10 protein-coding genes are annotated in these 12324 nt (G+C 59.7%); 7 read left to right on the forward strand and 3 right to left on the reverse strand.

Features of this window, described 5'->3' with window-relative positions; all coding sequences use genetic code 11:
* Positions 1-70: 70 nt before the first annotated feature.
* Entirely contained in the window at positions 71-1456 is a 1386-nt protein-coding gene (ehuR, locus tag DUT91_RS16210) for a MocR-like ectoine utilization transcription factor EhuR (RefSeq protein WP_114441629.1), read from the reverse strand.
* Between the two features lie 85 nt (positions 1457-1541).
* On the opposite strand from ehuR, the gene DUT91_RS16215 reads away from it, so the two are divergent.
* The 7 genes from DUT91_RS16215 to DUT91_RS16245 all read left to right on the forward strand — a co-directional run bounded on the left by DUT91_RS16215 (position 1542) and on the right by DUT91_RS16245 (position 10099).
* The gene (locus tag DUT91_RS16215) at positions 1542-2033 is read left to right on the forward strand and encodes an Lrp/AsnC family transcriptional regulator (protein ID WP_114441554.1); all 492 of its coding nucleotides are present in this window, start codon (positions 1542-1544) and stop codon (positions 2031-2033) included.
* A gap of 122 nt (positions 2034-2155) precedes the next feature.
* Positions 2156-3652, forward strand: a complete 1497-nt coding sequence (locus tag DUT91_RS16220) for an NAD-dependent succinate-semialdehyde dehydrogenase (protein ID WP_114441555.1) — start codon at positions 2156-2158, stop codon at positions 3650-3652.
* A 116-nt stretch (positions 3653-3768) separates the two neighbouring features.
* A complete protein-coding gene (locus DUT91_RS16225; protein ID WP_114441556.1) occupies positions 3769-5148 on the forward strand; it encodes an aspartate aminotransferase family protein in 1380 nt (459 codons plus the stop codon).
* 219 nt (positions 5149-5367) lie between these two features.
* On the forward strand, positions 5368-5943 hold the full coding sequence (locus DUT91_RS16230; RefSeq protein ID WP_245419756.1) for a helix-turn-helix domain-containing protein: 576 nt from the start codon (positions 5368-5370) through the stop codon (positions 5941-5943).
* A 150-nt stretch (positions 5944-6093) separates the two neighbouring features.
* A complete protein-coding gene (locus tag DUT91_RS16235; protein WP_114441558.1) occupies positions 6094-7098 on the forward strand; it encodes an alpha/beta hydrolase in 1005 nt (334 codons plus the stop codon).
* An 873-nt stretch (positions 7099-7971) separates the two neighbouring features.
* Positions 7972-8985, forward strand: coding sequence for an OmpA family protein (locus DUT91_RS16240; protein WP_160113664.1), 1014 nt, complete (start codon positions 7972-7974; stop codon positions 8983-8985).
* A 10-nt stretch (positions 8986-8995) separates the two neighbouring features.
* Positions 8996-10099, forward strand: coding sequence for a hypothetical protein (locus DUT91_RS16245; RefSeq protein WP_114441560.1), 1104 nt, complete (start codon positions 8996-8998; stop codon positions 10097-10099).
* Between the two features lie 403 nt (positions 10100-10502).
* Here the strand turns inward: DUT91_RS16245 and DUT91_RS16250 are convergent, their stop codons facing one another.
* Both DUT91_RS16250 and DUT91_RS16255 read right to left on the reverse strand, forming a co-directional pair.
* A complete protein-coding gene (locus DUT91_RS16250; RefSeq protein WP_114441561.1) occupies positions 10503-11837 on the reverse strand; it encodes a pyridoxamine 5'-phosphate oxidase family protein in 1335 nt (444 codons plus the stop codon).
* Positions 11834-12304 (reverse strand): pyridoxamine 5'-phosphate oxidase family protein, encoded by a 471-nt coding sequence (locus DUT91_RS16255; RefSeq protein ID WP_114441562.1) that lies wholly within the window; start codon positions 12302-12304, stop codon positions 11834-11836. Before DUT91_RS16255 ends, DUT91_RS16250 begins: the two co-directional genes overlap by 4 nt.
* Positions 12305-12324 lie beyond the last annotated feature (20 nt).

The raw sequence follows: 12324 nt of genomic DNA on the forward strand, positions 1-12324 counted from the left end.
ATTCGAAAAATAAAATCATGTCAATTTAAATGATCGTGATGAAAAAATGGCCGTTCGCTGACCTGGGCGCTCAAATCGCGAGCAACAGATGCTCCGGGTCGCCGCGCAGAAGATTGGCAACGACGCCGAGGCCGGCACGCAGTTCTTCCTCGGTCGTCGAGCCGAGCGATATGCGAACGGCGCGACCTTTTTCATCAGGCGATATGCGAAATGAGGCGCCCGGCGCGATCGCCACGCCCTGCAGGCGCGCATGCGAGACGAAGGCCTCCTCGGTGCGCTCGCCGCTCAAGGGGAGCCAGATATGCAGGCTTTGCGGATGGGAGAGAAATGGGATGTCGGGCAGCATTTGCGCGACAATCCGGTGGCGCTTGCGCAAGGCTTCCCTTTGCCAGCCGACCAGTTCCAGCGCCGTGCCATCGGTGACCCAGCGGCTTGCTATTTCCGCCACCATGGGGGTTGCCATCCAGTTCGAGACCAGATGTCGGTTTGCCACCGCTGCGACATGCCGGTCAGGCGCCACGAGATAGCCGATGCGCAGGCCAGGGACGACCGTCTTGGTAAAGCTCGTGAGATAAAAGGTCCGCTCGGGCGCATATGTGGCAACGGGTGCAGGACGATTCTCGACCAGCGCGCCGAGAATGTCGCTTTCGATGATCGCAATGTCATGCCGCCGCGCCACCTCGGCAATCGCGGCCCGGCGCCCGGCGCCCATGAGCGTCGCAGTCGGGCTGATCGCCGAGGGCTGAATAAAAACGGCCCGGATTCCTGTCGTTTTGCAGCATGAATCGAGCGCTTCAGGTAATATACCTTCCCCGTCGATAGCGAGGCCCTGCAACGTCAATCCCAGATAGGAAGCGAGCGGGGGCAGCGTATGGTGGCCGATCGCCTCGGTTGCGATCGTGGAACCGGGAGGGGCGGCGCTCATCAGGGCAACGGTCATCGCCGCCGTCGCGCCGTTGGTGAGGCTTATGTTGGCGGCAGGCACGTCGAGACCGCAGATCTTCAACCATTCGACCGCTACGGCGCGATGGCGGGGAAAGACCACATTGGGGCGAAAGGACAGGGCAGCGCTCGCAGGAAGCGTTTCGGCCAGCCAGCCAAGCGCCTTCTTCATCCGCTCCAGGTGCATCGTCTCGCAGACGGGCTTCAGGATCGACAGGTCGATGACCTCGCCAAGCCGCTCGGGCAGGTAGGGTGGATCGGGCTCGCGCCGCTGCGCGCGCACGAATGTGCCGCGCCCGGTCTCGCCGGAAAGCAGGCCGCGACGGATCAGGTCCTCATAAGCGCGGCTCACCGTCTGCACCGACAGGTTCAGTTCATAAGCCATCCGCCGGTGAGGCGGCAGGCGTGCCCCGCTCTCGAGCTTCCCTTCCGTGATGGCATGCGCAATCTGGTCGGCCAGCGAGAGATAGGCCGGCCGGCGCAGGGTAGCGGGATCTGGTCGCCATATTGTCATGATTTTATAAGTGATCGAAGTCAGTGCAATTGACAATCAAAAAATCACAACGTCATGATCATTGTCTATCCACAATGGACATGAAATGGCTTCTCTGAAACTCGATCGGATCGATATCCGCATTCTCGACGAAATCCAGCGTGATGGCCGCATCACCAAGCTGGCGCTCGCCGAACGCGTCGGGCTTTCGCCGACCCCCTGCTGGACACGGCTGCGACGGCTCGAGAAGGCCGGCATCATCACCGGCTATCACGCCCGCATCGCTCTGCGCCTCGTGTCGCCGGTGGCAACCGTGTTGGTGGAGGTGACGCTGGGCGCGCACAGGCAGGCGGATTTCGACCGTTTTGAGCGCACGGTCAAAGCAATTCCCGAAGTCGTGGCCTGCTGGTCGGTCGGCGGCGGCGTCGATTATGTCTTGAAGGTCGTCGCGCGCGACATCGATGCCTATCAACGCCTGATCGATGATCTTTTGCAGCGGGAAATCGGCATCGACCGCTATTTCACCTACATCGTGACAAGAACGGTCAAGGACGATGCCGTCCTGCCGATCGCCGACCTCGTTTCCCTGCAGGCCTAGCCCATCTCTCCGCAAAACAGGCGATATCGAGACGATGTCTCTGCAAAGCCCGCTGCAAACAGCCTCTCTCTCTGTGCGTTTGCGCCCAGAATGGAGCCTGAACAACAGCCTGGGAGAGCTCCATGTCCGCTCATTTTGCACGTCCGGACCGTCATCCTGATATCGACCGCATGGCCGATCGCCGCATGCTGCGAGAACTGGCCTATATCGACGGCCACTGGACGGCAGGGCAGGCGGGCGAGACATTCGAGGTGCGCGATCCGGCAACGGGCGCTGCCATCGGCTGGGTAGCCCGAATCGGTGCGGACCAGACGGATCTCGCCATCGATGCCGCCGCCAGGGCCTTTCCCGGATGGCGGGACTTGTCACCACGCGAGCGCAGCGCCAGGCTGCGCCGCTGGCACGATCTGATCCTAGCGGCGAGGGAAGATCTGGCGCTGATCATGACGCTCGAGCAAGGCAAGCCGCTCACGGAATCGCGCGGCGAAATCGACTATGCCGCCTCGTTCATCGAATGGTATGCGGAAGAGGCAAAGCGGCTCAATGTGGAGGGCGTCACCAGCCATCTCGCCGACGCCGAGATGATGCTCCGGCGCGAGGCGGTGGGTGTGGTCGGCGTGGTGACGCCGTGGAATTTTCCGTCCGCCATGCTGACGCGAAAGGCCGCGGCGGCGCTGGCTGCGGGCTGCACGATCGTCGCGCATCCATCTTCCCAAACGCCTTTATCGGCGCTGGCACTTGCCGAACTGGCAGACCGGGCGGGCATTCCCGCAGGCGTATTCAACGTTGTCACCGGCGATGCCGCAACGATCGTCGGACGCCTGTGCGACGACCACCGCGTCCGTGCGATGAGTTTTACCGGATCGACGGAAATCGGACGGCTGATCGCGGCGCAATGTGCACCGACGATGAAGAACCTCGTCATGGAGCTTGGCGGTCATGCGCCGCTGATCATCTTTGCCGATGCCGACATCAACCGCGCCGTCGATATCGCCATCGCTGCCAAATTCGCCACTTCGGGCCAGGACTGCCTCGCCGCCAACCGCATCTATGTCGAGCGCCCGATACATGACAGCTTTTGCAAGGCTTTCGCCCAGAAGATTGCCGCACTGAAAGTCGCGCCAGGTCTGGAAAGCGATGCGGATATCGGTCCGCTGATGCATGAGCGCGCTGTCCTCAAGGTGGAGGAGCATGTGAGGGACGCGCTGCAACGCGGCGCCCGCTGCCTTATCGGTGGCAGCCGCCATGAGGCTGGAGTGCTTTTCTACAGCCCGACGCTTCTAACCGGGGTTTCGGACGACGCACTCATCATGCGTGAGGAAACCTTCGGGCCGGTGGCGGCGGTCACATCCTTCGAGACGGAGGAAGACGTCGTCACCCGCGCCAATGTCACGGAATATGGCCTTGTTGCCTATGTCGTCACCAAAGACGGCGCGCGCATGCTCAGGCTGGGGCGTACCCTCGAATACGGCATGATCGCCTTCAACCGGGTCAAGATCACCGGTGCGCCCATTCCGTTCGGCGGGATCAAGCAATCCGGCCTCGGTCGCGAGGGATCGCGCCACGGCATCGAAGCCTTCACCGAACTCAAATATCTCTGCCTCGACCTGAACTGCTAGAGCACCCGATTTAATTCCATCAAATCAGGTGCTCCAAGTTTTTGCTTTTTGCCGCATGATCTTGTCCGAAAAGTCTGCAACTTTTCAGGATCATCCGCTAACGACAGGAAACCGATATGCTTGACCGCTCGAACGAACTCGCTGCCTGGGACCGCGACCATTTCTTCCATCCGTCGACCCATATGGGCATGCATGCGCGTGGTGAAACACCAACACGCGTGATCCGGGATGGCGAGGGCGTCTACATCACCGACAGCGCCGGCCGCAGGAGCCTCGATGCGTTCGCCGGTCTTTACTGTGTCAATGTCGGCTATGGTCGCCAGGAAATCGCTGAAGCCATCGCCGACCAGGCGAAGAATCTCGCCTATTACCACTCCTATGTCGGGCATGGTACGGATGTCTCGATCACGCTCGCCAAGATGATCATCGACCGCGCGCCCGAAGGCATGAGCCGCGTCTATTTCGGCCTGTCGGGATCGGATGCGAACGAGACCAACATCAAGCTCATCTGGTATTACAACAACATCCTTGGACGTCCGGAAAAGAAGAAGATCATCTCGCGCTGGCGCGGCTACCACGGCTCCGGCGTCATGACGGGAAGCCTCACCGGACTTGAGCTCTTCCACAATGCGTTCGACCTGCCGCGCGCGCCCATTCTGCACACCGAACCGCCCTATTATTTCCGCCGGGCCGACCGCGCGATGAGCGAAGAGCAGTTTTCGCAAGCTTGCGCCGACAAGCTGGAGGAGATGATCCTGGCAGAAGGGCCCGATACCGTCGCCGCCTTCATCGGTGAGCCGATCCTTGGGACCGGTGGCATCGTTCCGCCGCCTGCCGGCTATTGGGAAAAGATCCAGGCCGTTTTGCAGAAATACGACATCCTGCTCGTTGCCGATGAGGTGATCACCGGGTTCGGTCGGCTCGGCAGCATGTTCGGTTCGCATCATTACGGCATCAAGCCCGATCTGATCACCATCGCCAAGGGCTTGACCTCCGCCTATGCGCCGCTGTCAGGCAGCATCGTCTCTAACAAGGTCTGGCAGGTGCTGGTCAAGGGATCGGACGAACTCGGTCCCATCGGCCATGGCTGGACCTATTCGGCGCATCCGATCTGTGCTGCAGCAGGCGTCGCCAACCTGGAGCTCATCGACAAGCTCGATCTCGTTAGCAATGCGGGCGAGACAGGCGCCTATTTCCGCCAGAGCCTCAGCAATGCCCTGGCAGATCATCCCAATGTCGGCGACGTGCGCGGCGACGGCATGATGGCGGCGGTGGAATTCGTCGCGGACAAGGATGACCGGGTGTTCTTCGATCCAACGCTGAAAATCGGCGGGAAGGTCGCAACGGCGTTGGCTGAACGTGGCGTCATCGGCCGGGCCATGCCGCAGGGCGATATTCTCGGCTTTGCGCCGCCGCTTTGCCTTACGCGCGAGGAAGCCGACACCGTAGTTTCCGCAGCGCTCGATGCAGTCGAGACCGTGCTGCCGCGGCTCTGATTTTTGCCGTTGCGACGCCATGGCCGAGCCTTGATCAGGCGGCTCGGCCGTTTTCTGTTTTGCATTTGAGCAACTCGGGGGTTGACCCGGTTGTCCATTCGCCGGTACTTGGAGTTGTGCATATGTTATTCGCCCGGCACCGCCGAAGCAGAATTTGCACGAGAGCCGCATATGGTCGGCGGGGCATACGGGCGAGCCTGTGGTTTGCCTGGACAGCGCTTGGCGCATCCTGCGTCCATCATCTTCTACCTCTCAGGTAGAACTTCCGAAGCTAGCCAGGCGCTCGCATCATGTTTGCGGAAGAGTCGGAGCAATAATCAGGCGAGACAGGAGGATAGAACGATTTTCGATCAATATCCCGATAATGAATTCGCACAGGACAACACCATGGGGGGCCGGATTTCACTGGCCCGCGAAGCCATGCAACTCTCGATCGCCCAGGCGGCGCGCAGGCTTGGCGTCAAAACCTCGAGCTGGAGGGCTTGGGAAACCGACAGCGCCGCGCCGCGCGCCAACCGTGTGGCGATGATGGCGGGTATTCTGGGCGTAAGCCCGTCCTGGCTTTTAATGGGAAGAGGGCCTGGACCGACAGAAGAAAGCTCTGGTGAGCTCAATACTTTCCAGCTTGACCTTCTCATGCGCAATCTTCGCGCGGCAATGACGGATGCAGAAATAGCGCAACGGCGCGTTCAGGATCTGGTCGGGCAATTGGAAGAATTGCATGATCTGCCCCTGGCCGACGATACGAATTTCCAAGCCGAATCTTCACAAAATGGATTGCGGGTGAAGGTGTGAGTATTTCAATGGTGGAACTTTACCATCAACCGGGACAACCGGACGTCCGGTCTTAATGGACTGGTAACGCCCTCGCTGCATTGTGTGAGGACCGGGTCACTGGCCAAGTTGCACTGCAGGCCCGGCAGTGCTGCGGCAGGTGCTGATGTGATGAGGTTTCTCCTCTGGGCAAGCGGTGTCGCCATCGTATTGGTCACGGTGGCCTACGCCGCTTTTCAACTAAGCCCATGGCCCGGCGCGCTTCTCATTCGCTATGCGTTCGATATGGGCAGCGCGAAAATATCGCGCGCGCTGGACAAGCATGTCCCTCCCGGGATCGCTGCTCAGCGCAACCTTTCCTATGACCCGGCCGATAGCGATGCGCTGCTGGATGTCTACTACCCCGCAAAAATCGAGGGTACTGCCGAAGCGTTGACGACCGTCGTGTGGGTGCATGGCGGCGGCTGGGTCTCCGGCAGCAAGGACATGCTGGGACAATATGCGCGCATTCTCGCCGCCAGGGGCTATACGGTCGTTGCGGTGGGCTATTCCATCGCCCCAGGCAAGACCTATCCTGTCCCGGTCCGGCAGGTGAACCGGGCCCTCGGCTATCTCGCAAAAAACGCTGGAAAACTTCACATCGATCCATCGCGCTTCGTGCTTGCCGGCGATTCCGCCGGATCGCAGATCGCCGCACAGGTTGCCAATATCATCAGCGTTCCGGATTACGCCGCCATTATGGACATCGCTCCCGCGATCGCACGCCCGCAATTACGCGGCGTGATCCTGTTTTGCGGCGCCTACGATCTCTCCCTGATCAAGATGGATGGAGCGTTCCGCGGCTTCCTGAAGACGGTACTCTGGTCATATACCGGCGTTCAGGACTATACCACCAATCCACGTTTTGCCTCGGCTTCGGTGGTCCATTATGTCACCGCCGATTTCCCGCCGGCATTCATTTCTGCCGGTAATGGCGATCCATTGCTCCCGCAATCGGTCGAATTCGCCAGGGTGCTCACCGCGAAGGGCGTTTCGGTCGACAGCCTGTTCTTCCCCGCCAGCCATAAGCCCGAACTGCCCCACGAATACCAGTTCGATCTTGATGATGCGGCAGGCGAACAGGCGCTTGCCCGGTCCCTGGAATTCCTGTCGCATTTACAACAAGACACGGATTGAGACTATGCCGGTGCAGGCTTCAGGAGGGGATGAGAAGTCCCGGACATTTGGTTGGCTAGCAGTACCCCTCAAGCGAGGAGGGCGATCAGCGCGCAACCGACTGCACCAAAGCCGGGGGAAACGGGTGTATCCTTCCACAAAGTCATCGCGGTGGTCCGTTCATAAACGCCACACCCTTTGGGGTGGCCAACTATCATGCAGAACATTCGTTCAACGGTGAGGCTACCGCCCCTTGTTTCCGACGCAGGACGTTTGCCAATCTTCGCATGCAGCGGCTCTCACCCACGCGGGCGACGATGACGCCGCCATCCGCTCCGCGCGGAAGACCCCGACCACACCCTCGACGCGTTGCTCCTGGCTGAACTGACTGCAGGCGAGTGTTGCCGTCGCCACGCAGGCTTAGTGGCTTCCGAATTACTTTTCGACGCATGGAATGTTTTGAAATTACAGGAAATATATACTTCTGCTCTGTAAACGAATAAATGCTTACTCGAATTTACTCGATACATACATGCAATTAATATTTAACCTGTTTCTGAAAACATAATGCCTGGACAAATTGATTCACTATAATCTGGACGCCGACAATAACGCTTAGGGATGTCTACTTTCTATTATTTCTGCTTCCGGCAAATCGTCATGGAAGGCAGATCTGACCAGCGCAAACGCGGTCTGAACCCGCGTGGAAAGCAAACGCTCAAGCAGCCGTGATCAACCGAATGTGGAGATTATCAGACGATGCATAGACCCAACAAATGGTGGTGGGGAGCCGTCCCCCTGGCTGGACTTTGGGGCTACACAGCCGCAACCCACACAGAACCGATGCAACAGGATTTGTCCGCCCGGACGGCGAGCGCTCTTCAACAGGTGCCCTTGGACAAACCCTCGCTGAACTTCAGCGGCCGCGACGGAACTCTTTCGGCAAATGCGTTTACGGCCCATGACATCACTGAGGCCACGGCGGCAATCGGCGCTACAGCAGGCGTGCGCCTTTTAAACAACGAGGCCAGGCTGGCACCCACGGCGCAGCCCTACAATCTCGGTATCGAAAAGACGGGCGACACCGTGACATTGACCGGCAATGTTCCGGGGCCTAGTGTCCGTCGGTCCATTCTGGACACGGTCAAGGCCGAAGACCCGTCCACCAACGTTGTCGACAAGCTGACCTATGCGCTGGGCGCTCCGGCAGGCTTCGAGACCGCTGCTAAATTTGCAGTAAAACAGCTTCCGGCCCTGAGTTCCGCCTCAATGGCACTGCGCGACGGCACTTTAACGGTAAACGGTGTTGCTCCTGATCGAAACAGCCTCGCCAGCTTGATGGCAGCCTTAAAAACCCACCCGGGTGATTTAGCGCTGGGACAGGTCAATCTGCAAGCCGATGCTCCTGACAGTATGGAGAAGACAGCTTCGGTGCAGTCGACAGAACCCCAGGCCGCATCCCGTGACACAGTCACCACTCCTCTTTCGGATGGGAGTGCGGGGCAAACCCAAGTCGCTGTCGCCCAGTCGGAGGCACCGCTGGACAATGCCGGTTGCCAGTCGCTGTTGAGCAACATTACCCGCGACGACACAATCCACTTCGAAATAGGCAGCACGCGCATCCATACGGATTCTGCGAAAATTCTCGATTCTGTCGTCGCCACGGCGCAACGTTGCCCGACCGGCAATATCGAGATCCAGGGCTACACCGACAGCGAGGGATCGTCCAAAGTCAATCTCGCGCTTTCCCAGCGCCGTTCCGATGCCGTGAAGCAGTATCTGGCCAAGGCCGGCATCGATGGCTCGCGCCTGACGGCGATCGGATATGGTCCGGCCAAGCCCGTCGCTTCCAATGACACCCCCGACGGTCGGGCCAAGAACCGCCGTATTGAATTTCTCGTGAAGTAGGAGAGCGGTCATGCTGTATCTGTCTGAATTTCATTCTATATGGCTGCTCCTGGCCTTCATCCTTGGCGGTTTTGTTGGATGGCTGAGCTTTCTCCACGAAAAGCCTGGCTGGTCTGGGGCTGGATGGCTGGGCATCGCCATCCCCGCTTTTCTGATCGGCCTTGCCGTTGCCGCTTTCAAGCTGCTGCCGGGGAAAGCCGGCTATGAACTCGATCTTGGCCTGCTGTTTTTTGGCACCTACATCATTGGCTGCCTTCTCGGCAGCCTGATGCGCGGCCTGCTTACCGGCCACGCCGAACGCGTTCCCGCCGTTAGCGCGGCGGCAGCCAGCAATGCCGTTGTCCGTGTACGAAAGACGACGGCGCATCGTGTCTCTCCCGTCACGACTGGGGCCAGCCATCCTGGCAAGAAGCCATCAGTCGTTGCATCACGGAAAACGGCCGATAAGGACGACCTGAAGCTGATCAAAGGTGTCGGGCCGCAAAACGAGCGCGTCCTGAACGCACAAGGCATCCATACCTTTCGCCAGATCGCCGCCTGGACCCCCGCAGAAGCCGAATGGATGGGCCACCATATGGCTTTTCCCGGCCGTATCGAACGCGAACTCTGGATAGAGCAGGCAAAAGTTCTTTCTGCCGGCGGGGAGACCGAACACTCCAGGGCGGTTCGTGCCGGTCTGCGGGTGGACGATAAACCGATCGGTGCCAAGGATATTGCCAAGCTCAAAGCCGGCTTGCCGCAAGCCCTCGGCCAGGTTGAGGGCGAGGACCAGCATGAAGGCCAGCGGCCTTTCGGAATGGCAGAGCCTCAAGGTGCTGCCGATGATCTCAAACTGATCGAAGGAATAGGTCGGCAGAACGAAGCACGGCTGCACGGCCTCGGCATCTGGCATTTCAGCCAGATCGCAGCCTGGAGCCGCGACAATATCAACTGGGTCGGCAGTTATCTTGCTTTCCCCGGTCGCATCGATCGCGAGCAGTGGGTGGATCAGGCCAGTGTATTGGCCAAGGGAGGCACGACGAAATTCGCAGAGCGCGTGAAGCGCGGCGATGTTGCAAGTTCCGAAGACGACGGTTCCAAGGGGCAGAATAATATCGTGAAAATCAAACGCTGAGCCAAAAGCGCCTGATTTGACGCGTTCGATACCTGTCGTGGATCGCGGTTCGGCGCGACACAAATGAAAGAGCCGAACCCGGTAGCCCGGGTCCGGTAGGAGAAGGATGGTTCTGTCTGGTCCCGGACCAGGAGTAAAGCGTGGCTCCCGGAGCCGATCTGTCCGTTGCCTACGAGCCTGTAAGGGTCAGTGCCAATCCTCATCAGAACGGCACCGGAATTTGCTTTGGGGTCGAACTGACTGGTAGAACCTGAAAACCCATCAGGGCCATATGGCCCATAGCCCGGCCATGCGCGATGCAGCACCGCTTTATCCCATTGGACCTATAGATACAGCAGGTGAACCTGCACAGACGCCAGTATCGCCCGCCAGCCCACGTGACTTGAGGCAGCTCTCACTGGTTTTATTCCCCTTTGCGGTTGATCTCTGGTATTCCATCGACAGCTAATTTGATTTGTCCTCGACCCGTGTGGAGCAATCTTATCGGCAGATTTCTCTCCTCCATGCGTCGTCGAAGGAGTAGTAGCCTCGTCTCAAGGTTATCCTTGAACTCGGGCAGGCGCAGGCTTTCGGTGGCACGGATTTCGCGGTTGGTGAACTCGCAGCGGCCTTCTCTCACGTAGATTTCCAGCATATGTGCGAGCAGCCGCCCGGCAACGCCCTTTATGACATAGATGTTGTCGATGAACACGCTGTCGTCAAAGGGGTGGTGCAATATCCGGATTGCACGCCCTTCGATGGGGGAGCTTACAGGAAGCGACACAGCTGGCCGTGCCTGCGACGCAAGATTCTCACTGAGAGCAAGCGCGAGAGCCGCCGCAGAGGCGAGGATCTCCAGTGCCTGATCGTGGTTCCGGCCAAAGGCGAGACGGCTTCGACTCTCAACGAACAACACACCCTGCAGCGAGCCGTGTGCCAGAAGTGGCACGGCTATCTGGCTCATCGGGTCCGGTAGGCTTGGCAGGGCAATCGTGCGGGTTCGGTTCTCGTCGGCCGGCGCACCAGCGCCAATGGCCGCACCGAGCCGGCGGACCCGGCTCATGTCGCTCACCTTGACAGAGAGCCCGGAAACCGCAGCCGTGCCAATCAAACCCTCGCCGAAGGCCACTTCCGAGCCTACCCCGGAGCGATCGTAGCCGTTGCTCGCCACCGTCGCGAGTTGGCCGCGTGCCGGATCAGCGAGGAGCAGAATTGCATGGTTGAAACCGAGAGCTCGGCAGCCCGAAAGAAGCGCGCCAATCACGCTTTCCGTGTCGCCCTCGCTCGCGATGGCCCTTGCCGCGCGGCCGACGGCCTGGAGATCCGGCGCCAGAGCGTCGCCCGGCGTGTTCTCTTGCGTAAAAGGAGAGGGGACAGCCATGATCTTTTCTATTCGGAAGATGTCGATTGCCCGCAGGCGCATGATGCCTGCCATACCCACTTGCGCGCTGCTAGCGTTCAACTGGCCCTCCACACGCGTGAAGAACGGTCCGTGATCCTCCGAGCCGACCCAGATCGCCACGAGCTGGTACTGCGCGCTGGTGCGACCGCTGACGAGTTGCAGCGTGACACGCGGATTGGCCCGGATGTTGGCGGCGGTCTTTGCAAAGAACTGGTTGGAGATAGCGATGTGACTGTCATCGACCATTACGACATGTGAGAGATAGGAAATATTGGGAGTGCCGTCCGCCGCAGTCGTCGCAATGATCGACGGAATGACGCCTTCGAAACAATCGTCGAGGTCGCACAACCGGATCATCGGGTTTCCGCCCCGATGGTGGTGCCCGCCTTCGGGCCTGGTGTCTGGACATAAAGTTCCCGCACAATGACGTTTGCTACGACCGCGTCGCGATATTCCAGCCAGGGCCGCACGAGATCCGGCTCGACCCCGAGATGCGCGAACATCGCTGTCGTGGCCGTACAATAGCGCTCCGCCAGCGCAAGATCCTCCGGCTCGGCTGCTCGCAGCGTCGCATCGCCCTTGAGCTGGTAGGAAACGTAATCGGCGGGACGCGCAAAGGTGATAGCGACCTGCCCGTTGCTGGTAATGTTTGCGGCCGTCTCCGGCCACTGCCAGGATGAAAAAACGATCTCAACGCGATCCTCATACGATATGCGCGCGCCCACACCTCTGCCAATCGCGGGTTGATTGTCCGCATCTCGCGTTCCGGCGATGATCATGACAGGGCTGGCGATGAAGTGTTTTATGTCGTCCGTCAGCTTCACATTCAGGCCTCTTAGGAAAC

The sequence above is a fragment of the Paramesorhizobium salinisoli genome, assembly GCF_003335045.1.
Lineage (GTDB): Bacteria > Pseudomonadota > Alphaproteobacteria > Rhizobiales > Rhizobiaceae > Paramesorhizobium > Paramesorhizobium salinisoli.